The following is a 22,427-nucleotide window of genomic DNA, read 5'->3' on the forward strand; positions in this document are numbered from 1 at the left end:
GACTCACCGCACCAGGCTGCCGAGCAGCAGCACCGCCAGGAAGAGCGCGACCAAGATCCCGAAGATCCAGAGCAAGACGCCCCGCCAGGCGCCGCCCAAGGCGCGTCCGCCTCGGTCCTCACACGCCAGACAGATCGCCCAGGTGCGCGCCCCACCCTCGGTGAGAACGCAGCAGTTTCCGCAGACCGGCAGGCCGCAGCGGGCGCAGGGACCCGCAGCCTCTGCTCCGCAGCGAACGCAGGGCTCGGCGCGGGGACCGTCGTCGTGCGAGATGAGGTCGGGCACAGGCCGTCAGTCTAACAACTCACCAGCGGGACATCGCGCCCAGGTTCTTCACCTTGGCGTAGCCCGCGCGGCGCAGCAGTGACTCGGCTGCGGCGCTGCGCACGCCGGAGGCGCAATAGACGACGATGGGCCGATCTTTCGGCGCGAGGCCCGCTTCCTTCGCGCCCAGCTCCCCGAGGGGAACGTTGACCGCGTTCGGCAGGTGCCCGCTCGAGTACTCACCCGGCGTGCGCACGTCCAAGAGCAGCGCACCGCCTTCGACCAGCGCCCGGGCATCCGAGGGCGAGACGTCACCAAAACGACGGCGCAGCATGATCGCGAACAGGAGCGCGATCAGCGCCAACAGGATCCATTGAAAGGGGCTCATGTGGAGGGAGGGGCAGCGTCACCCCAAGCGTGTCCGATGAGAGCCTGGCCCGCCGGAAACGATTCGGTGGCGCGGGGGGGGGTCGGGACGCGACCCAGCCCCCGGCGAACCCGGCGAGCTCACTCGACCGGGGGCGGCAGGACGCCCTTGGCCTTTGCCTTCTCGCAACCGCGCTCGACGTCGGTGGAGCCTTCCTCGGTCTTCACGACCTTGAACTCCACCCGGCGATTCTTCTCCCAGGCCGCTCCGTTGTGCCCTTCGTCGAGCGGGCAGTACTCGCCGTAGCCCTGTGAGACCAGCCGGGTCTTGGGAACCCCGCGGCCCACGATGGCATCCACGACACTCGCCGCGCGATCCCGCGTGAGCTTCAGGTTGTACTCGTCGCTCGAGCGTTCGTCGGCGTGCCCGGCGACCTCGATCACCTTGAACTCCGGGTGGCCCTTCAGGGTGGCCGCCACCGCGTCCAAGATGCCGTTCGACTCGGGCAGGATCTTGGCGCTGTTCGTCTCGAACATGACCTTGTCGAGGATGATGATGTCGGAGCCCTCGATCAGGACCTTGCCCTTGTCCGGGCAACCGTCTTCGTCCTCGAAGCCGTTGTAGGTCTCCGGGTCGTTCGGGCACTTGTCCTTCACGTCCGGGATCTGGTCCTTGTCGTTGTCTGGATCCGGGCAACCGTCCTTGTCCTCGAACCCATCCTTGTCCTCGGGATCGAGGGGGCAGCTGTCTTCCTTGTCGAGGATGCCGTCCTTGTCGTTATCGGGATCAGGACAGCCGTCCTTGTCCTCGAAGCCGTCGCGGTCCTCGGGGTCGTCGGGACACTTGTCACGTGAGTCCAAGATGCCATCGCCGTCGCGGTCGCCATCCTGACCTTCGGGGCAGCCGTCCTCGTCCTCGTCGCCGTCGCGGTCTTCGGGAATGTTCGGGCAACGATCGTCGACGTCCAAGATGCCGTCGTTGTCGTTGTCCGGCTCCGGGCAGCCGTCCTCGTCCCGGAAACCGTCGAAGTCCTCGGGCTCGTCGGGGCACTGGTCGACGTCGTCTTTGTAGCCGTCTCCATCGCGGTCGCCGATGCTCGGCTCGAACACGAATCCGAGCACCATGCGCACGTCGGCCGCCTCGAAGCCGGTCGTGTAGATCCGGCTGCCGCCGCCCATCATCAGGTAGCTGTTGCGCTCGACGAACAGCTTGATTCCGCCCAAATACTCCTGGCTGAGCTTCTGCTTCGAGTCGCTCTTGCCGCTGGCGAGGTAGGTTCCGTAGGACTCCACGACCAGGTCGAGCGGGTCGATGACACGATACGCGAGGCCAACACCGAACGTGCCCAGATTTCCGTTCTCGAACTCGCCTTCGGCGAGCTGAGTGCGGCCGGCGTTGTCGACGCCAAACTTCGGGTTCTTTCCCGTGTGTCCGCGGTAGCCGACGTCGATGCCGACTTTGAATCGGCCACTCGAGCCGAAACGATTTTCGAACACGATGTGGGGCCAATACCAGGCGCCCGGATCAGCTCCGAGGTCGCGCGGTGCATCCCCGACCGGCACGCCGCCCTGGACGATCAGCGCAAGCCCGGGACCTCGGTCGACGCGCGTCAGCCGCAGCTTGCCCTGCAGAGCCACAGTGCTGATCTTCTGGGCATCCAGCTTGCCGGCGCTGTACGTGGCGCCGGTCTCGCCGATCTCGTTGGCCTCGTTGCCGGCCATCAAGACGACAGGCACCGTGATGCCGATGCTGCCGATGTTCGCGATGCCGTAGTTGAAGCCGAAGGTGCCTTGGAACGAGTTGTTGACCAAGGCGTTCACCCCACGGTCGAGGCTGGGACCGCCGGCTGGGCAACCCGTCTCCCCGGGGCCGCCACAGGCGTCGCGATCGCGGTTGGTCCGCATCAGGTTTCGGCCGTAGTCGAGGACCAACCCGAAGCTGATGTCGTTGGCGCCGAGGATGTCGGAGCCGTTCACGAACATGAAGCCCTTCGAGTCGACCGCAGGTCGAAACAGGTGTGTGTCCATGCCGTCGCCGTTTGGCTCGGCCACGCGCGGCTCGTCCTGACCAAACGCCGCCCCCGAAATCAACAGCACTGTGCCGACGGTTGCCGCCGCGCGCACCCATCGCTGCGAGCGCTTGATGCCGCTATCCCAACGCATCGAATCCGTCTCCTCTTCAGTCGCCGGCCACCCGCGCGCTCCACGCGCCGGAAGCCTTCGAAAATCCTAGAGTTAGTCGGCCGGACCGTAGCAGAGGCGGATTTTCCCTGTCAACGCGGCGCGGCGGGCCCCGGCAAGGCGCGCTCGAGTCTGCTATGCTGCCTCTTCCCGTGAGGCTGACGGTCGCGGTAGCCGTTCTTGCAGCCGCTGCAACCCTTGGGGAGACGTCCATCCTCCACGCGCAGCCGACGGCCCCCGCAGCGCCGACCGCGCGCTCGGGGCATGAGCGCGCGCGGTCGGATGATCGTCGCCGGATCTTCGTAGGAGTCGTGGGATTCGCCGCAGTCTTGGCGGGGCTGTCGGGGCTCTGGCTCCTGCGGCGTTCGCGCAAATTGGCAGAGAGAGCCCGCTCCTCGGAGCCCCCGCCCCCGGCGCCTCGGGTCACTCGAATCGAGTCGCGGCCCGAGAGGCAGAGCTCACCGGCCCCGACCCACATGACATGCCCAAGCTGCCGAACCGAGTACGGCGCCGAGGAACGCTTCTGTAAGTTGGATGGCAGCCGGCTGGTGGCCGCCGGAGGGACGACTGAATCCCGGGAGCCCGCTGGAGGGGTCTGCCCAATCTGTGAGCAGGGGTATGATCCCGGGATTATCAGCTGCCCAGTTCACGACGAGGAGCTGGTGCCACCTGAACCGCCACACGCAGGCGCCCCTCCGAGCGGGCAATACCCCAAGATCTGTCCGACTTGTGGCGTCCTTTACCCCAATGGATCGGGGTTCTGCGGCGCCGACGGCTCCGCGCTGGTCACGGTGAACTGAGTGGCAGCGCGAGCGGAAAAATCTTGTCGCTTCGCGTGCGAAGCTAACTTGGTTTAGATTTTGACCTGTAGCCCCAGTTCGGGAGCCGAAGCACGATGAAGATCACCTGTCAGTCTTGTGGCGCGAAGTATGCGATCGCGGACGAAAAAGTCCGGGGCCGGCGCGTCAAGGTCCGCTGCAAAGGTTGCAACGAACCCATCATCGTCGATGGCTATAGCGAGCAGCAGCCCGAAGCAGCTGCAGATGAGCCTGCACAGGCCGCGGGCTCGCCGGAGGCGTGGTCGGTCAATCTGAGCGACACCGACCAGCGCTCGATGACGACTGAAGAGATCGTGCAAGCGTGGAACGCTGGGCAGATGCCCGCCGATGCTTTTGTCTGGAAGGAGGGCATGGGCGACTGGGTGCCGCTCGCATCAGCGCCAGAGCTCTCGGTCTACCTCTCTGCGCCCGCACACTCTGCGCCGGTTCAACCCGAACCAGCGCCGCAGTTTGCGTTCGCCGCGCCCGCCGGCGGCGCGGCACGCGTCGAACGCGGTCGCGGCGCGGCGGACATCTTCGGCGCCGCAGCGGCCGCCGGCTCCGAGGAAGAGGTCGTGTCGTCTGCCGCCCAGCCCGGTGAAGGCGAGTACGACGATCAGAAACCGACCGGTGCACGCAACGAGAACTCCGTCTTGTTCTCGCTCGATGCGCTCAAGGCCGGGGTAGGCCCAGCGGCGCCCAAGGCCGCGCCGGTAGCAAGACGCGGCAGCGTGGCGCCCGCGCCGAGCGACGAAAAGGCCGACCTCGACGACATCATGAACATGGGCGGTGGCGGCATGGCCGGCCCGCTCTTCGGTATGAACGCGAACCAGGCCCTCCTGGCCGCACCGCCGCCGCCGCCGGATCCGCCGCCGCGGCCGAGCATCCCGAGCGAGATGCCTGCGGCGTTCGGCAGCATGCCGCCGCCTGGTTACGGCCAGAAGAAGAGCAACACGTTGGTGCTCGCGGTCGGTGGCGGCGTGGCGTTCCTGGCCGTGATCGCCATCGTGATCGGAGTCTTGGCGCTGCGTAGCGGAAAGGGCGAAGAGGCCAAGGCGGAACGCCCGGACAAGAGCGGCGAGAATTCGGGCAAGAGTGGCAGCACCAGCCCGACCACCGAAAAGACCGAGACCAAGCCGGGCGAAGAGACCAAGCCGGAAGAGACCAAGCCGGCGGACACGAGCGCGGCGGCCCCGTCGGCGTCCGGTGAAAAGAAAGAGGTCAGCGAAGAGGACAAGAAACGCTTCGCCGAGGCGATGAAGAAGAAGGAAGAAGAGGACAAGACCAAGCCGCCCGAAGAGAAGAAGGAGGAAGTGGCGAAGAAAGCCGATCCTTCCAGCGGCGTCGCCTCTTTCAACAAGGGCGCGGCCATCGCGGCTCTCGGTGGTGCGGCGGCGCAAGCGTCCGGTTGCAAGCGCCCGGGTGGCCCGACTGGCGGCGGCCGGGCGGTGGTCACGTTTGCGTCTTCAGGTCGGGTCACGAGCGCGAACATCAGCGGCGGCGAGTTCCCCGGCACCTCGGTCGGCAGCTGTATCGCCGGCGTCTTCCGCCGAGCTCAGGTCCCGGCGTTCAGCGGGGATCCGGTGACGGTGAGCAAGGGCTTCTCAATCTCGCCCTGAGCGCGAGCTCACGGCGTCTCGCAGCCGCAACCGCACTCGTTGCCGAACATCGTCGCCGGCGGCGTGCAGTAGAATTTGATGAGCATGCACTTCGCGGTGCTCTGCGCCATCCAGACCTGTTTTGGATTCGTGTAGTCGCACGCAGGCTGGCAGGCTCCCGCCGTGTAGTAACCTTTGCTCTCGCCGGCGCTACCGGCATCGTTCATCACGGCGCCCTGGAACCCGCACTCGTTCGAGTAGGTGTGCTCGGCGCTGCTCTTGACCACACCACAGACGGGCTTGTAGAGGGTCAGGCAGGCCATCGGCTGGTCACAGTGGCCGTTGAGAATTTCCGAGCTCTGGAGGTTGGGCAGGCTGGAGGCGAGCCAGGACTCCGCCGCTCCCTTCGAGCCGAAGTTCTTGGCGTACACAGTGGGCGAATTCACGTCCGGCGGGGCAAGCCAGCCGATCGCGCAGTAACCAGCCGGGCAAGCGCCCTCCCAGTACTTGGTCTTGCTCTCGCCCGTGGCGCCGGCAGCGCCGCGCACGACCTTCTGAAGCTCACACAGGCTGGCGAACGTGGCCTCTTTGTCAGTCGCGATCGGCACACCACACACGGGTGGATCCGTGTCCGGACAGACCTTTGTGTTGAGAGACTCACAACTGCCGACGTTGACGCCGCTGCTCTCGACCTCGGGATCCGCGGCCACCCACTGCTTCGCGGCAGCCAGATCGCTGCCGGCGAAGTTCTTGGCGTAGTAACGGCCGTCGCTGGTCGTGTACTCCGCACACAGGGGCTGATCCACGCAGACTCCGCTCTTGCACGGAGCCTGTTTGCACTGCGGGAGCGCGCAAGCCTTGCCCGCTCCGCAGTCGGCGTCGGCAGCGCATTCCTTCGAACAGGCGGCCGTCAGGCTGTAGGAATACGCGCTATGGAGCTTTTCGTACCAGACCGGCGACACGAACAGCCAGTAGCTGCCGGCGCCCGCGAGCTCGACGTCGAGGGTCGTCTGATTGCCCGTGGAGTAGCTCCAGTCGACGAGCTTGCCGTTTGCATCGGCCAGCATGAGGAACGCACCAAGGCCCTTCGGCCAGCTGGCAGAGAGCTCGAAGGTCGTGTGCGTGCTGGTGGCCGCGTTGAAGTGGTAGACGTGGCGCCGGCTCTTGGGTTGAACGACGTTCTTCAGGCTGGGCGCCTGACATCCGAAGTCGGTCTGGAAGTAGCGCCAGCCTCCGGCGAAGCTCGAGGCGTCACCAAGCGCCGAGGTGGGCTCCGCGTCTTCGGGAGCTTCCGTCGAGGCGGCACAGCCGCAGACGAGGGCGGAGAGAGCAAACGCAAATGCGAAGGACTGCTTGAACATTGCGGGCGGAGCCTCCGGAGCCCAATCCGACAGGCTCCTACATGTAGGTGCCGCCGTGTACGCCTCGCCAAGGCCGTGGTCAAGCTGGCATGGCGCAGAGCGTCAATTTGACCGATTTGCTCAGATTTCCCGCAGACGGGCCATGAGCCCGGTGCTGCGCTCCTCGCGCCGTACCTCGGACAGGGCGAGGCGAAGCGCCCGCGGATCGGAGACCAAAACACACAGTCGGCGCGCGCGCGTCACCGCGGTGTAGAGCAGGTTGCGGCTCAGCATCACGAAGTGGGTCGAGAGCATGGGCACGACGACAGCCGGGTACTCGCTGCCCTGGCTCTTGTGGATGCTGGTCGCGTACGCAAGCGTCAACGACTCGAGATCTGCGTCCTCGAGCGTGACCTCGCGGCCATCGAAGAGCACTTGCAGGCTGCGCGCCGAGGCGTCGACCGCGGAGACCACACCGAGATCGCCGTTGAAGACATCGCGCTCGTAGTCGTTGCGGGTCTGCATGACCTTGTCACCCACGCGCAAGGTCTGGCCGCGGGACTCGAGAGACGGGCCGCTCGGGTTGAGGGCGGCTTGCAGCTGTTGGTTGAGCACCTGGGTACCGGCCGGCCCGCGGTGCATGGGTGTGAGAACCTGGATGTCGCGCACCGGATCGAAGCCGAACCGCTTGGGGATGCGCGAGGTCGCCAGCTCGACGACGACGGCGGCGGCCTCCTCCGGGTCCTTGCGGTTGACCACGAAGAAATCCGCGTTCGGCTCCTCGGCGTTGGCACTCTCCGGCATCTCCCCGCGCAAGATGCGGTGGGCGTTGCCGACGATCCGACTCTCGCCGGCCTGGCGGAAGATCTCGTTCAGGCGCACGACGGGCACCGAGCCGCTGTCGATGAGATCGCGAAGCAGCGCGCCCGGGCCCACACTCGGCAGCTGATCCGAGTCGCCGACGATCACCCAGCGGGCCTTGGTGGGCATGGCGGAGACCAGTGCGGCACCGAGCGGCAGGTCGATCATCGACGCCTCGTCGACGATCACAGCGTCGGCATCGAGAGGTGACTCCGCGTGGCGCTGAAACTGACCCGACCGAGGCTCGAACTCCAGCAGGCGGTGGAGCGTGCTCGCGTCGCGGCCGGTGGCTTCTGCCAGGCGTTTGGCAGCGCGACCGGTGGGTGCCGCGAGCCGGGTCCGGAGCTTCGCGGCTTCGAGCACACTGAGCACTGCGCGGACGATGGTGGTCTTGCCCACGCCGGGTCCACCGGTGATGACGAGCACTTTGCGGGCGGCGGCGGCTTCCACCGCGGCGCGCTGGGCCGGGGCCAGCGTGAGCTCGCGCCTCTTCTCGAAGGCCGTGATGGCAGCCTCGAGGCCGGGCAGCTTTGGGGCATCTGCGCGGAGCAAGCGCGCGACGCCGTCCGTCAGGTTCAGCTCGGCCGTGTGCAGTCGCCACAGGTAGACCCGATCGTCCTCGACCACCACCCGCTCGCTGGCCCGGAGTGCGTCCACCGCCGCCTCGACGTGAGCCTCGTCGATTTCGAGCATCGTCGCGGAGCGCTCGACGAGACTCTCGCGCGGCACGGCGACGTGTCCGATGTCCGCGAGGGAGCCGAGCTCGTGCATGACGCCGGCCTGAGCGCGCTCCGGGTGATCACCCGCGATCCCGAGGGAGCGCGCGATGCGATCCGCGGTCTTGAAACCAACGCCCGGCACTTCGAGCGCGAGCCGGTAGGGAGAGCGCTGCACGATGGCGGCGCTTCTGTCACCGTAGCGTTTGAAGATACGGGCGGCGAGCGACGGCGACGCACCGTGGGTCTGGAGCAAGACCATGACGTTCGCGACGGCACGTTGTTCGGACCACGCTTTCTTGATCTCTCGAGCGCGCCGCGCGCCAATACCCGACACCTCGCCCAGGCGCTCGGGCTCGCTGTCGAGCACCTTCAGGGATTCCATGCCGAAGGTCTCGACGATGCGGCGTGCGAAGCCGGGCCCGATGCCAGGGATCAGCCCGGAGCCGAGGTACTTTTCGAGACCGACGAGCGTGGCGGGTTCGATGGCAACGAGGGAGTCGGCGCGAAACTGCTCACCCCTGCGCGGATCCTTGACGAAGTCCCCGGTCACACGCACGCGCGTACCGGGACCGACCGCCTGAAACGTGCCCACGACCACGATGGGGCCGGTCGTTGTTGCGCCCTCGACGGTACCGACCCGGAGCACACGAAACCCGGTCTCGTCGTTCTCGAACGTCACGCGCTCGATCTGGCCGGTGAGCGTGGTCGGCACCGAGGAACGCTACACAAAGACGAGGGCGGCGCGCGGGGGATTTGGCGCGGGAAGCGGCGCCCTGCGGGGGTGCTGGGACAAAGAAGGACAGGGCGGAGGGCTCAGCCTGCGTCGCGTGGGGAGCCACGAGAGCGGGCAGTTGTGGCGCGGGCTCCGGGCTTCTCGGGTCACTTGATGGGACACGCGGCGGGCAGGCACTTGTTCGATTTGCCAGCGCCGCTGTCGCAGAAACCGCTGTAGCAGTCGAAATTCAAGGAGCAAGCCTCTCCGTTGTTGCGGAGCAGCCGGCAGGTCTTGCCGTCGCACACGTGATAGGCAGCGCAGCGGCCCTTGAGGGAGAGCGGTGCCGCGCAGTCCTCTCCGTTCGCCGGCATGGGAAGGCACGCGGTTGGCTTGATGGCGCTGGGCTTCTCACAGTACTGCCCGCTTGGGCACTGGTCCGGCAACGTCTTCTCACACGGCGCATTGACGATCGCAGCGGGAAGACACTTGTTGGGAGTCAGCCAAGCGTAGACGTCGCAGTAGGTCCCGGCCTTGCAGAGCTTGATCCCGCCGCCGTCTCCGAACACCGCGGTCCAGCTCGAGCAGAGGTCGTTCTCAGCCCCCGTGAACACACCTTTCGGATCCAGGCAGTGCCCAGCGACCGTCGGGCTCCCACCCCAGCACAAGAGCCCGATCTCACAATCGGGCTGACTTGCTCCCTTGCACTCGGCGTCCAACTTCGCCAGCGGGACGCACGTCCCAGCACCGGCGTCGACGCTTGCCTTCACACAACCGAGGCCGGCTGCGCACGGCTGCGCATCCGAACAAGGGTCAGTCGCCTTTCCAAATGGCTTGCAGGTTGCCGTCCCGCAACCTGCTTTCAGATCGCAATAGTTGCCGGGGGCGCACTCTAGCTTGTGAGCGCAGGGTGTCGTTCCCGATACCTTGCCTTCGAGCACCGTCCGACAGGCTTCCGGGAAATCGGCGCTCACTTTGCCGCACTCGAGCTTGGCGAAGTCGGCCAGACACTGGCCCACCTTCGCGGGGTCGACCTTGATCTTGCCGGCGGCCACGGAGTCGGCGGCCGGGGCAAAAGTGGCGTTGAGCAGCGTCGACTTCAAGAGCGTGGCGCAGTCCGCATCACCAAAGATCACCGGCATGGCCGGGGGCCCGTAGCAGCTGGAGAGCTTGGCGCAGATCGCCTGGGCAACCTGCTCGGGAAACTGATCCAACGGTCCCGCGTCCCCCGCGTCGGACCCGGCAACACCGCCGGTGCCCGCGGCCCCATCACCCCCAGCAGCCCCGCCGCTGCCACTCGCCCCGGCTACCCCTCCGGTTCCCGCAGCGCCGCCCGTCGAAGACGTCCCGCCGAGTGACGAGTCCGGGCCCGCATCCCCCGAACCGGACTTCAGCTCGTCGAAGTCGAGAAGGAATGCACACGACACCGGAGCAACGAATAGCCCCGCGAATAGCCACCGGCCGAGCGTTCGCATCGGGGATGAGCTTAGCCGGGCGGGTGCCAGGCCGCCAACCCCGCTGCGCGTACGCGCGAAAAGCGTACGGTCTGCCCTGCCTGCCTTCAGTTCTTTGCCCCGGCCTGCAGCCACGCGATCAACCGGTCGCGCTCGGCGTCCGTCGGCTTGGGGTTCGACTTGCTCGCGTTGTCGATGGGGAACTGTTTCGGCGGTGGGAATGAACCGCAGCCCGACAGCTTGGTGGTGGCCACGCCACACGCGATCTTGTCCTGGTCGTTGATCACGGATGCCAAGAGCGAGTAGTCGCGCGCGTCGCCGGCGCCGTGACACTCCCAGCAGTACTTCTCGAAGAAACCCTTGGCGAAGTTGTCCCAGGTGTCGGCCCCCGCGGCGCCGGCAACTCCTGCCGAACCCCCGCTGCCGGTCGAGCCTCCACTGCCGGCGGCAGCGCTGCCGCCCGCACCACCACCGGCGCTCGTCCCAGCGCCGCCGCCGCTGCCACCCGTGCCCGGTGTCGTGCCGTCGTCCGACGAGCAGGCGAGCAACGCCAGGGCGAAAAGCATCGAAAGCGGACGGCAGACCATGTGCGAGAGCTTAACCCAAGGCAGCTCGGCTTGCCGTCCCCGTTCACGCCGGGTTATTCGATCATCCCCCCATGACCCTCTCTCAGCGGCACCACGCCCGCTGCTCGTGTGCGGCGGCTCCAGCGGCGGCGTTTGCCATCGCCGGCACCGAGCGGAAATACGAGCGCGACCGACCGTTTCGGATCTTGCACCTCGGCCTGGACCTGCAGCTGCACATCAGCAAGAAGTCTGTGTCGGGCGCGGCGACCCTCGAGTTCGAGCGGGTTTCGCCCAAACACGACAGCCTCGTGCTCGACGCACTCGGCTTCGAGCTCAAGCGTGTGCGCATCGACACCGGCGGCGGTTGGTCTGACGTGCCCTACGAATACGACGGAGACCAGCTCCGCATCAGCATTCCGGTTCGAGTCGAGCGTGGGAAGATCGAGATCGACTATCGAGCGACCCCGAAGCGTGGACTCTACTTCCTTGCTCCCGACGCTGTGGTCAAAGACCGGCCGGAGCAGGTCTGGAGTCAGTGCCAGGACGAGGACGCGCGTCACTGGTTCCCGTGCCACGACAAACCCCACGTCAAGATGACGACCGAGATGCGCGTGCGTGTCTCGGAGGGGTTCTCGGTGCTGTCGAACGGCGAGCTGGTGTTCAAGGACACGCCGAAGGGTGCGAGCCCGTGGGTGTTCCACTTCAAGATGGACCGGCCGCACCCGAGCTACCTGATGACACTGGTAGCCGGACGCTTCGACGTGATCGAAGATCGCGACGCCGTCGTCGCGGACGGGCGCAGCGTCCCCGTCAGCTACTGGGTCCCCGAAGGCAAACGCGCCGACGGCGTGCGGGCGTTCTCCGAGACACCTCGCATGCTGGAGCTGTTCAGCAAGCTCACCGGAGTGGCCTACCCCTGGAGCCGTTACTCCCAGGTGGTGGTGAGTGACTTCATCTTCGGCGGCATGGAGAACACCACGGCCACCACGATGTACGAGCACATCTTGCTCGACGCCCGCGCCGCGCTCGACATCGTGAGCCACGACCTCGTAGCCCACGAGCTGGCCCATCAGTGGTTCGGTGACTTCGTCACCTGCCGAGACTGGTCCCACGGCTGGCTGAACGAGGGATTTGCCACCTTCTTCGAGCAGGTGGAGCGCGAAGATCGCCTGGGCCCGGACGAGTACCTGTACGGCATCGAGGGGGAGCGAGACTCGTACCTGTCCGAGGCGGCCGGGCGCTACCAGCGGCCCATCGTGTGCCGCGACTACTCGCTGCCTATCGATCTGTTCGACCGACACCTGTACGAGAAGGGCTGCCTGGTGCTGCACATGTTGCGGCTCGAGCTGGGCGACGCGCTGTTCTGGCGCGGCATCAACACGTACCTCACGCGCCACGCCCACGGTGTCGTCGAGACGAACGACTTGATGCGGGCCTTCGAGGAGGTGAGTGGTCGCTCGTTCGAACGCTTCTTCGATGCTTGGGTCTATCGTCCCGGACACCCCGCCGTGAAACTGAAGGTCGGGTACGACGACGGCCTGCTCACGGTCAGCGTAAAACAGACACAGAAGCCCGGAGAAACGGCCGTCTTTGCCTTCGAGCTCGAGATCGAGGTCGCGGACAAGGCGGGGCGTACTCAGCGCCACACGAAGTCCGTCACGAACGACAACGACGCACTGGTCGTGAGCTGCCACGAGCGACCCGCCTGGGTCGGCGTCGATCCGGAGCTGCGGATTGTCGGTGAGGTCACGCTGGAAGTGCCGGCAGACATGTTGCGGAACCAGCTCGAGAGCGGGAGCTCGGCACGCCTGCGCTGGGTCGCGGCGCAAGCGCTCGGCAAACGCTCGGATCTGCCGAGCGTGACCGCGCTGGCGACGGCGCTGGCCAAACCCGACGAGACCTGGATGGTTCGCGCCGAGGCCGCGGCTGCGTTGGGGAAGGTGCGAGGAGAGCAAGCCCTCGATGCGCTGCTCGAGAGCGTGAACGTCGACCACCCGAAGGTCCGGCGCGCGGTGGCGCGTGCTCTCGGTGTGTTCCGTGTGCCCGCGGCGGCCAAGGCGCTCGAAAAATTGGCGCGCCGCGACCCAAGTTATCTGGTCAGCGCCGACGCCCTGCGAAGCCTGGGGAAAACCCGGCAAAAACACGCACTCAAGGTGCTGCGCGAGCTGATCGACAAGAAGTCGTGGGCGGACGTCGGCCGGGCCGGCGCCCTCGACGGCATGGCGTGGCTGGGCGACGACGACGCCGTCGCCGACGTGATGAAGCGAACGCGTTACGGCTACCCGACGCGCGGACGCCGCGCGGCCATCTCTGCCCTCGCGCGCCTGTCGGACAGTCGCAAGGCCCGCGTCCACTTCGAGGAGTTGCTCGACGACCACGATCCGCACTTGCGCATCGACGCCGTCAACGCCCTGGTCTCGTTGGGCGATCTCAAGAGTCGCGGTCCGCTGCGGCGTGCGCTGGACCGCGACCTGGACGGACGCGTGGCCCGCCGCATCCGCGAAGCCCTGCGCGACATGGGCAACGCCGGATCGAGCGACCGAAAGCTGATCCGAGATGACGTGGAGGCGCTGAAGAACGAGCTGTCCGAGCTGCAGGTTCGCCTCGCCAAGCTGGAGCAGAAGAAGAAGGCGAAAGCCTCGGCGGAACCTCCCAACGACGAGCCGGCGGAGGAGAGCAAAGCGGCGGCGGATAGCGCGCCTGACAAACCCAAGCGCGGGGTCAAGCGCGTGGCCAAGCGCTCCGTGAAACCCCGGGCGGCGACGGCGACCAAGAAGAAGAAGACCACCCGGAGGAAGACGTGAACGACGAAGTTCCGGTCAAGCTCGAACGGCGCGAAGGCGTCGCGCTGTTGACGATCGATCGCCCCGAGCGTTTGAACACCCTCTCCCGCGCCACGCTCGCCGCTTTCGGCCGCATCGGCGAAGAGCTGAGCGGGGACCCGGAGCTGCGCGCCGTGATCGTGACGGCCACCGGGGAGAAAGCCTTCTGTGCCGGGGCGGATCTCAAAGAGCGACAGGGCATGAACCAGGACGCCGTACGCGATCAGGTGAAGGCGTATCGCAGTGAGCTCGGCTGGCTCGACCACTGCCGCGTGCCGGTCGTCGCGGCGATCAACGGCGTGGCCCTCGGCGGCGGCCTCGAGCTTGCCCTGCTGTGTGATCTCCGGGTCGCCGCTGCTCACGCGGTGCTCGGCCTGCCCGAGACCAGCATCGGGATCATCCCCGGCGCCGGCGGCACCCAGCGTTTACCGAGGGTCGTCGGCGAAGCGCGGGCGAAAGAGCTGATCCTGCTCGGCCGCCGGCTGACTGCCGACGAAGCGCTGGCATTCGGGCTGGTGAACCGCGTGACTCCGACGGGCACCTCGGTGGTCGAGGACACCTTCGAGTGGCTGAAGCCGATCCGCGAAGGTGCGCCAATCGCCCAGCGTGCAGCGCTCGGCGCCATCGATCTCTCCTTCGAGACCGCGCTCGAACACGGGCTGGAGCTCGAGCGTCTGCTCTACGACGAGTGCCTTCGCAGCGAGGATCGCAGCGAGGCGCTGCGCGCGTTCGCCGAGAAGCGAAGACCGGCTTTCAAGGGCATTTGAGCGAGCGGTTGCCGTGAAGGGCGGAAGCGGAAAGACCGATGGGAAGCGGTCGCTCGGCGCGCCACGACGGCGTGGGCGAGGCGTATGAGCCGCAAGCGCTGGCTTGCCGGTGTGCTCGTTGCGCTGGCAACGAGCGCCGTGCTCTGGCGCGCAAGCAGGCCGTCATCCAACGCGATGAACGGCGCGAAAGGACCGGCGCCGACTGCCGACGCCCCGGTCGACACACCGCCAGTCGACGCGGGGGTCGAGGCCTCGCCGACCAACCGCGCCCTCGGCGGCCCGGCGACGAGCTACCGCAGAATCTGAGCGCGCAGCGCGAGCGCATCTACCAACGCATGCTCGAAGAGCTCGGGGTCGACGACACTCAGCTCGCCAAGCTGCGCGAGATCATCGAAAAGACGCGCGTGATCAGCGAGGGCAACCCCGAGGTCACCCTCCACCCGATGACACGCAGCGCGTGTTTCGAGATCCGCGAGCGTGCCGGGCTGCACTCGGACAGGACGCTGGAAGTGGAGAGGCAGAACGCCGCCACCTGTGGCGCGAAGAACATGGTCCCCATGAGCAGCAAGGGGGACGCCGGCCCGCCGGAGGTCTGCGTCGACCAGTACGAGTTCCCGAACATCCCGTGTGAGTATCCGCTGGTCTATGCCTCTGCCCAGGAGGCCTCGCAGCTATGCCACGCGGTAGGCAAACGCCTGTGTGACGCCCACGAGTGGGAGGGGGCGTGCGCCGGTGAGCTCTTACCCGCCGAAGCGGAGTACCTCTGGGACCGGCCGCGGCGCATCGAAATGGAGTTCTTCAAGAACGAGAAGCGCCAGAAGCTCTGGGCGTATGGCCCCACGAAGGATCACAAGAAATGCGGCACGGGCTCGCGCAAGAGCTCGAAGTGCGAAGGGGGTGGCTGGGAGACCTGTGGTTCGAACACCTATCCGGCCGGCGCGTTCCCCGAGTGTGTGAGCCGCTTCGGTGTCTACGATCAACACGGTAACGCAGCCGAACACATGAACCTGCCGATGAACGCCAAGGAGCTGGGGCAAAACGGCGGGCTGGGCGAGACGGAGATGAAGGGCAGCTGGTTCATCTTCGAGCGCGGTGAAGCTCACGAGGACGACTGCCGCTGGCGCGCGCCCGCCTGGCACGCGACCCGCGTCGACTACTGGAACAGTCACCGCAACTACCACCTGGGATTTCGCTGCTGCAAAGCCCCGGGGCCGCCGCTGTGATAGCCTTTTTCTCGTGACGCACCCGCCCGAGTCGCGTCGCCTCTCGGACCCAGCGCTCTTTCCCGAGCGGCTCGGACGTTATGACGTCCTCCTCCCCATTGCCAGCGGTGGCATGGCGACGGTTTACCTCGCGCGGGCAGTCGGCCTCGGCGGCTTCGAGCGAGACGTCGCACTGAAGCTCACGCACTTCCACCTGCGGGAAGATCCAGACTTCGTCAGCTCGTTGATCGACGAGGCACGCTTGGCGGGGAAAATCCGCCACCCCAACGTCGTTGCCGTGCTCGACGTCGGCGACGACCCCCACGGCGTCTTCATCGTCATGGAGTACGTCGAGGGAGAATCACTGGCCAGCGTGCAGCGCCTGCTCAGGAAGGCGTCCGAGCGTATGCCGATCGCGGTGACACTCCGAGTGCTAGACGATCTGTTGCTGGGCCTGCACGCGGCCCACGAGCTGGTGGACGAACAGGGCCAGCCGCTCAACCTCGTGCATCGGGATGTGACACCGCACAACGTTCTGCTCGGCATCGACGGTGTGGCAAAGCTCGCAGATTTCGGCATCGCCAAGGCCACGTCGCGCCACGGGAACACGGCGACCGGGCTGATCAAGGGCAAGATCGCCTACATGGCGCCGGAGCAGGCGCAGGGTCACAGCATCGACCGGCGTGTGGACGTGTGGGCCGCGGGCGTGCTGGCTTGGGAGTCACTCACCGGCTCACGACTGCACGATGGCCCGAACGACGCCGCCATCTTGCTCAAGATCGTGCGCGAGGCACCGATGCGGGTGCGCGCCGTGGAGAGCTCGATCCCGCCGGCGATCGACGACGTGATTGCCAAGGCGCTGTGCCTGGACGTCGAGGAACGTTTTGCCAGCGCCGACGCCTTCGCCGAAGCGCTGGTGCATGCGGCGCGGGAGGCTGGTATTGCCCGAGCCGAACGCCGCGAGGTCACGCAGTTCTTGACCCCACTGCTCGAAGGTCGCTTGGGGGTTCGCCGGGAGAAAGCCCGCGAGGTGCACACGCTTCGGCAACAGGTGGAGCAGCTGGTTTCGCGCGAGTCCCCCTCGCAACAGAGCGGACCGTCGGCCATTCGGTCCGTCGCAGAAGCCGCGGCCCCACGCGACGTATCCTTCGATGACCCCACGCTGCCGCTCGCAACCGTACCGACTCTGACGGCCCCCGAAGCGCGCGCCGCTACTGTCACGACGGCAGAGACCGTGGCGGATGCTCGCCTCGTTGACGCGCTACCGACGGAAGACCTGCACCTGGAACCGCTGGCTCAGCCGAACGACCAGACTCAGACAGGCACGGCCGGCATATCGACGATGGCGCGCTCCATCATGCCGCCCCGGCGCCCGCGCCTGCTGCTTTTCGGTGCGGCCCTGGGCGCGATGCTTCTGCTCGTCGCGCTCCTGTTCGCGGCCTTCGGCAGGGATGAGCCGAAGCCTGAGAGCACCCCCGCCAGCTCCCCAGCTAGCACCATGCCGGCGGCGCCTGCGCAGGCCCCCACCCCGACGGCGACGGCGCCCGTCGAGGCGCCCGAGCCGCAGCCGGTCGCCGTCACACCAGACGCCGCGGTCGGTAGCGGCGAGGCCGCGCACCAACCGCCCCCGAAGCGCAGGCCGCCTGCTCCACCGAGCAAGCCGGGAGTGGTCTCGACACCACCGAAGCTGCTGGGTAATCCTTACAAGCCGTGACCGCACGACATCGAAGCTCTCTCTTCGGCGCGCTCGCCGCCGCCGTATTGACGCTCTCGATTTGCGCGCCGAGCCACGCCCAGAGCGAGACCGCGCAGGAGCGCGCAGCGGCGCATTTCGACGCGGGCCTCAGCCTGTATCAGCAGGGGCGAATGCGGGACGCCGCGATCGAGTTCCTGATCGCTTACGGCCTCGCCCCGCATGGCGACTCGCTGTTCAACGCCGGCCTCGCGCTCGACGCTGCGGGCGATAGCGGCGGCGCCGCCACCACCTTTGCGTGGGCGCTCGAGCTCGGCATGCGCGCCGAGGCAGCAACCGAGGCAAAATCCCGCCTGGAGCGCCTCGGCTCACGACTGGGGACCCTGCGAGTCCAGGCGCCACCGGGGGCCGTCGTCGAGGTATCACCGCTGAAACACAAGGGGTCGCCGGTCGTCTTTCATGCGTTGCCCGGTGAGATCTTGGTGACAGTCACGATGGCCGACGGCGGCTTGATTTCGCGCCGGGTGCGCGTGCGCGCCAAACAGCAGACCCTCGTGGTGTTCGCTCCGCCTCCCACCAAACCCGACGCATCGCGTGGTGACCCACCAGAGAGTGAACCGACGCCAGCCGCAGACCAGCACGACGCTGGGACCTTTCCGTGGCGCACTGCAGCCTGGGTCAGCGTCGGTGCGGGTGCAGTCGCGGCGGTCGGAGCGGTCGCGCTCAGAAGCGCCACGCTCGGCGCCAAGGATGACTACGACGCTTCCGGCCATACCGATCGCGACGCGCGCGAACACGCGCTCAGCCTGAACCGCTGGACGAACGTGGCGCTCGTGAGCGCAGCGGTGCTGGGCGCCGCCGGAGCCGGCGTCTTGGTATTTTACAAGGAGCCCAAATCCGACCTGGCCATCGGCGCGGGGCCGAGCTCCCTGCAGCTCAGCGGGCGATTCTGAGAGTCATCGAGGACGGAAGGCCTTGGGGTCGATACGCAACCGCCGCAGCGTTTCGTACAACACCGATCGACTCATGCTCAGACGTTGAGCGGCATCCGGGACGCTGCCTCCCGTCTCGGTGAGCACCTGGCTGACTTTGGCCGAGAGCTCCGCTTCTTGATTGGGCTGCCCGACACGCGCAGAGGTTGCCCCAATCACGACCGAGATGTCGCTCGGTTCCACCTCGGCCCGCCCCTGTCGCTTGGCAACCTCACTCGCCGCGCGCACCACGTTGCGCAGCTCCCTGACGTTGCCGGGCCAGGCGTGCAGCATGAGTCTCTCCAACGACTGAATCGAAATGCCCACCGCGAGCTCCCGCAGAAAGTGCAACGACAGCGCCGGCAGATCCTCGATGCGCTCCCGAAGCGCTGGCAGGACCACTCTGAGCCCGGACAATCGATGCAGAAGGTCACCCCGGAAATCGCTGCCCTCGACCATCGCGTCGACGTCTCGATTCGTGGCCGCGACGATGCGAACGTCGACTCGAGTCATCTTGTCCTCACCGACGGCGCGGATCTCCTCGGTCTCCAGCACACGCAGCAACTTGGCCTGGACGGGCGCTGGCAGCTCACCGATCTCGTCGAGGAAGAGCGAGCCACCGTCGGCGGTCCGGAACAGTCCGGCGCGCGATCCCACCGCACCGGAGAACGCACCGCGGGTGTGGCCAAACAGCTCGGCGTCCACCAGCTCGTTCGGCACCGCAGCGCAGTTCAGGGCCACGAATTGACCTGAGCGGCCGCTGGCAAGGTGCAGCACGCGAGCGACGACCTCTTTGCCAGTCCCCGTGTCGCCCAAGATCAAGATCGGTGTCTTCGTCGTTGCGATGGTGTCGATGACGATCCGAGCGTCGTCGAGCGAAGCGCCCCCGATGAGGTCCGGGAAGAACGGTGCGTTGCGGCCCGTGTACGGCGACACGTCTGCAAGGGAGACCAGCAGGGTCTTTCCGACCCGGATGACGCTGCCGAGTGGTGCCAGCACTCCGGCCGAGTCGATCCGCTCGCCATTGACGAAGGTTCCGTTGCGGCTCCCGAGATCCGTGACGAACAGCGCCGCTCCGCGGTTTTCGAGCCGCACATGGATGCGAGACACACCCGGATCCTCGACCGTCAGATCGGCGGTCTGATCCCGGCCCACGGTCAGCGAAGGCGAGACAGCGGCCGCGAGCCACGGCAGCTCGCCGCGGCAAAAACCCACGACGACGCCGAGCTCCCGGCGGGCTCGCCCTACCGCACCTGCATAGTCGAAGGCGGCCTCGGTGACCGTGCGATCGGCCATACGCGGGGCATCTTACAGCTCTCCGTGCCACCCGCTACTTCCGGACCACGTCCGGTACTCCGTCCGGACGCGGGGCGAGGCTCGTCCAGAGTCCCGCGATAATTTCCCCGATCTCGCCGAAAAACACCGCAGGATTGCCTGGCGGCACCTGGTCCACGGCTTGCAAATCAAGGGGACATGCGTGCCCTCCCACCGCCCGAGGTCGAAATCGATCCCGAGCTGCTGCTCCCCGACGAGCCCTCTCTGGTGGAGCTGGACCCGTCGTTCCTCAGCGCCGAGGTCACAGGCTCGTTTACCTGCCCGTTTCTGTCGTCCCCGGGACCGAGCGGGGGTCGCGGGGTCGAGCGGGTGAGCTTCGCTCTGCCCCCGCCGCCCCAGCTGCCGGCCCTCGGCCTGCCGCCCCTGCCGGCGATCCCGGACTCGGCGCGATTGCTCCGCTCTCCGCTGCCACCCGCACCTCACTTGCCCAGCGCGCCGGCTCCCTCGAACCCGTACGGCTCTTCGCTCCCGATGGCGGCACTCGGTGCTCTACCGCCAGCGCCGAGCCTGCCCCGCGGTCTGCCCACACAGCCCCCCGCTCGCCCGGCATGGTTCGACACGTCGGCGCGGAAACACGAGCAACCAAGGAACAACGAGGCCGCGCCAACCCGGCCGGACGTCTGCGCACCGAGGTTTGGCGCACACGCCTCATCCAGCGCACGAACACGCCGGGCGCCCCGCCCGCTGCCCCACTTCGCACTGCGTCACTTCGAACCCGCGTCAGCGCGGGAGCCAGAGGCCCATTCCGTGCGTCCCACCTCCTGGTCGACGCCACCACCCCCACCGCGAGTCCGGAGGCCAGCCGCCCGCGCGGCGGGGGCTGGGATCGCACTGGGTGCGGTGCTCTTCACCTGCGCGTGGTTGTTCGCCAGTCCAAGCTCCGCGTCCGCGGGCGCGCAGGGGCTGGTCACCGTCACGGACTCGAAGGGCCTTGCGCTTCGGACGGTGCAGGTGAGTGTTGACGGCCTGCTCCGCTGCGACACCACACCCTGCAGCGTCGATCTCGAGCCGGGCTCGCATCAACTCGACGTGCGAAACCTGGTCACGGATCAGAGATCGGCTCGTAGCTTCAGCGTGGCCAAGGGCGAACGCGCCTCACTGCACTTCGCGCTCGCCGCGGAAGAGCCTGCCCTGCGAGCGGCCCGAACACCGGAGCCTGCGCTTGCTCCGCCGCCCAGGCCCGACGAGCCCATCGCGGTGACGGCGCTGCCCCTCGAAACCCCGGAGTCGACGCCCGAACCGAGCCCGCTGCCGCCCTCACCCGTGGCTTATCAGCCGAAACCAGCCGCCGGGGCCCTGCTCACCTTCAACTCGATCCCGATCTCGAACGTGATCCTCGATGGACGCCCGCTCGGCAGCACGCCGCTGGTCAACGTCTCGGTCAGCCCTGGCAACCACAACGTGACGTTCATTCACCCGGAGCTCGGGCGCCGCAGCGCGACCATCAACGCGGGCTTCGGCCAGCGGAAGGCAGTCGTCGTGCGCTTCACGCCTCGAGATCGAGCCGACGAGGAATAATCCGGACCGGATGTAACTTTGGTCCGGACGCACGTGGACCAGCTCATCTCGTTGCGCGCTTTCTGGGCCCTGACCTTCCGGCATGTCGTGTGCAAAGCCCACTACTGGAGGTCGAAATGGAAAAGCGAACGAGCCCCCGTACCAAGACCAACGTCGTCCTGAGCGCCCGTCAGGGCAAGGTCAGCTACACGCTCAAGTGCACCGAGCTGTCGCAGACCGGACTGCTCTTGTGTGTGCCGCGGGCGCTCAAGGTGACGCCTTGGCCCTATCTCCGAGCCACGCTGCTGCTCAACGATGGCCCGGTCCACCTGTTGGCCCGTCGCATCGGTGAACGCGGCAATCGTGTTGCCTACACCTACCTTGCGCTGGATGACGTCTCCGAGGCTCGGCTGACGGACTTCCTCTTCGACTGCATGTACCAAGAGCAGGTGACATCTCGCAGGCCTCCTCGCCGCCGCGCCGCATGAATCACTAACGGCCGGCGCACACTCACCGCTTCAGCCGTCTTCGAACTCCACGCGCCTGCCCTCACGTTGCATGATCTGATCGTACTCTTCGTACAGCGTCAGACCGCCCTGGGTCTTGGGCAGATCGATACCCAAGACCCGCGCGGTCAACAGACCCGCGAGCGCCAGGACCCGATCCCGCTCTGTGTAACGACCGACCGAGCGCAGGTCGTTCAGCTTGCGCTTGACGACCGACGTGACCCGCTCCGCGACCCGCTCCGGCAAGTGCGGCACCTCGAAGCTCTGCTCGATCTCGCTGACGAAGCGCGAAATGGGCGGCGCGAAATCGGGATCTTCTTGGCGGTTGCGCCGGGCACTGCGCACCAACGCCTCCGAGACCGCGTCGTCGAGCACGTCCTGAATTTGCCGCACCTCGAAGGGTTTTGCGATGAAGGTGATGGCCAGATCGCGCGCCACGCGTTCGATGCGCGGCTCGTCCTCCCCTGTGACCAGCGCGATGGTCATGTCCGGGTTGTTCTTCCGGAGAAACTCCCCGAGCACCAGGCCTTCCATGCCGGGCAGGCCCTGATCGAGGAACGCAACCTGGAAGGTCCAGATGGGCAAGAGGGCCATGCCCTCCTCCGCAGAGCCTGCGGGCAACGCCTGGTGCCCGCGACTCGTCACCAGGTCGACCAGCAGGCGGCGGACGTTCTCGTCGTCGTCGATTACGAGAACGTTCAGTTGCTCGGGATCGTGGTCCATGTCCGCCCCTTCGTGGCGGTTAGAGTACCACG

At 67.0% G+C, this 22,427-nt stretch carries 18 protein-coding genes; 9 read left to right on the forward strand and 9 right to left on the reverse strand.

Annotated elements, in window-relative coordinates:
- Positions 1-3 precede the first annotated feature (3 nt).
- The 3 genes from IPI67_04200 to IPI67_04210 form a co-directional block, all read right to left on the reverse strand.
- Complete coding sequence (locus IPI67_04200; protein MBK7579389.1) at positions 4-285, reverse strand: hypothetical protein; 282 nt, start codon at positions 283-285, stop codon at positions 4-6.
- Positions 286-304: 19 nt separating this feature from the next.
- Entirely contained in the window at positions 305-598 is a 294-nt protein-coding gene (locus IPI67_04205; GenBank protein MBK7579390.1) for a rhodanese-like domain-containing protein, read from the reverse strand.
- Positions 599-771: 173 nt separating this feature from the next.
- Positions 772-2,793, reverse strand: a complete 2,022-nt coding sequence (locus IPI67_04210) for an OmpA family protein (GenBank protein MBK7579391.1) — start codon at positions 2,791-2,793, stop codon at positions 772-774.
- Between the two features lie 913 nt (positions 2,794-3,706).
- On the opposite strand from IPI67_04210, the gene IPI67_04215 reads away from it, so the two are divergent.
- Entirely contained in the window at positions 3,707-5,248 is a 1,542-nt protein-coding gene (locus IPI67_04215) for a zinc-ribbon domain-containing protein (GenBank protein MBK7579392.1), read from the forward strand.
- Positions 5,249-5,256: 8 nt separating this feature from the next.
- Here the strand turns inward: IPI67_04215 and IPI67_04220 are convergent, their stop codons facing one another.
- The 4 genes from IPI67_04220 to IPI67_04235 form a co-directional block, all read right to left on the reverse strand.
- The gene (locus tag IPI67_04220) at positions 5,257-6,588 is read right to left on the reverse strand and encodes a hypothetical protein (protein ID MBK7579393.1); all 1,332 of its coding nucleotides are present in this window, start codon (positions 6,586-6,588) and stop codon (positions 5,257-5,259) included.
- A 120-nt stretch (positions 6,589-6,708) separates the two neighbouring features.
- Positions 6,709-8,859: an ATP-dependent RecD-like DNA helicase gene (locus IPI67_04225; GenBank protein MBK7579394.1), complete on the reverse strand. Its 2,151-nt coding sequence runs from the start codon at positions 8,857-8,859 to the stop codon at positions 6,709-6,711.
- A gap of 167 nt (positions 8,860-9,026) precedes the next feature.
- On the reverse strand, positions 9,027-10,334 hold the full coding sequence (locus IPI67_04230) for a hypothetical protein (protein ID MBK7579395.1): 1,308 nt from the start codon (positions 10,332-10,334) through the stop codon (positions 9,027-9,029).
- A gap of 86 nt (positions 10,335-10,420) precedes the next feature.
- Positions 10,421-10,879, reverse strand: coding sequence for a hypothetical protein (locus IPI67_04235; GenBank protein MBK7579396.1), 459 nt, complete (start codon positions 10,877-10,879; stop codon positions 10,421-10,423).
- Between the two features lie 92 nt (positions 10,880-10,971).
- Here IPI67_04235 and IPI67_04240 point away from each other — a divergent pair, with 92 nt between their 5' ends.
- The 6 genes from IPI67_04240 (at position 10,972) to IPI67_04265 (ending at position 18,316) form a co-directional block, all read left to right on the forward strand.
- On the forward strand, positions 10,972-13,683 hold the full coding sequence (locus IPI67_04240; protein MBK7579397.1) for a HEAT repeat domain-containing protein: 2,712 nt from the start codon (positions 10,972-10,974) through the stop codon (positions 13,681-13,683).
- Positions 13,680-14,468, forward strand: a complete 789-nt coding sequence (locus IPI67_04245; GenBank protein ID MBK7579398.1) for an enoyl-CoA hydratase/isomerase family protein — start codon at positions 13,680-13,682, stop codon at positions 14,466-14,468. The genes IPI67_04240 and IPI67_04245 overlap by 4 nt, the downstream gene beginning before the upstream one ends.
- 84 nt (positions 14,469-14,552) lie before the next feature.
- Positions 14,553-14,774: a hypothetical protein gene (locus IPI67_04250; protein ID MBK7579399.1), complete on the forward strand. Its 222-nt coding sequence runs from the start codon at positions 14,553-14,555 to the stop codon at positions 14,772-14,774.
- A 29-nt stretch (positions 14,775-14,803) separates the two neighbouring features.
- Positions 14,804-15,691 carry a hypothetical protein gene (locus IPI67_04255; protein ID MBK7579400.1) on the forward strand — a complete coding sequence of 296 codons (888 nt, stop codon included), beginning with the start codon at positions 14,804-14,806 and terminating at the stop codon, positions 15,689-15,691.
- Positions 15,692-15,704: 13 nt separating this feature from the next.
- Positions 15,705-17,384: a serine/threonine protein kinase gene (locus IPI67_04260; protein ID MBK7579401.1), complete on the forward strand. Its 1,680-nt coding sequence runs from the start codon at positions 15,705-15,707 to the stop codon at positions 17,382-17,384.
- Positions 17,381-18,316, forward strand: a complete 936-nt coding sequence (locus tag IPI67_04265; GenBank protein ID MBK7579402.1) for a hypothetical protein — start codon at positions 17,381-17,383, stop codon at positions 18,314-18,316. Before IPI67_04260 ends, IPI67_04265 begins: the two co-directional genes overlap by 4 nt.
- Positions 18,317-18,319: 3 nt before the next feature.
- On the opposite strand, the gene IPI67_04270 is transcribed toward IPI67_04265, so the two are convergent.
- Complete coding sequence (locus IPI67_04270; protein MBK7579403.1) at positions 18,320-19,630, reverse strand: sigma 54-interacting transcriptional regulator; 1,311 nt, start codon at positions 19,628-19,630, stop codon at positions 18,320-18,322.
- Positions 19,631-19,807: 177 nt separating this feature from the next.
- On the opposite strand from IPI67_04270, the gene IPI67_04275 reads away from it, so the two are divergent.
- Positions 19,808-21,187, forward strand: a complete 1,380-nt coding sequence (locus IPI67_04275) for a hypothetical protein (GenBank protein ID MBK7579404.1) — start codon at positions 19,808-19,810, stop codon at positions 21,185-21,187.
- 116 nt (positions 21,188-21,303) lie between these two features.
- Positions 21,304-21,654, forward strand: coding sequence for a PilZ domain-containing protein (locus IPI67_04280; protein ID MBK7579405.1), 351 nt, complete (start codon positions 21,304-21,306; stop codon positions 21,652-21,654).
- A gap of 30 nt (positions 21,655-21,684) precedes the next feature.
- On the opposite strand, the gene IPI67_04285 is transcribed toward IPI67_04280, so the two are convergent.
- Positions 21,685-22,395, reverse strand: coding sequence for a response regulator (locus IPI67_04285; GenBank protein MBK7579406.1), 711 nt, complete (start codon positions 22,393-22,395; stop codon positions 21,685-21,687).
- Between the last annotated feature and the right edge of the window lie 32 nt (positions 22,396-22,427).

The organism is Myxococcales bacterium, assembly GCA_016706225.1.
Lineage (GTDB): Bacteria > Myxococcota_A > Polyangia > Polyangiales > Polyangiaceae > JADJKB01.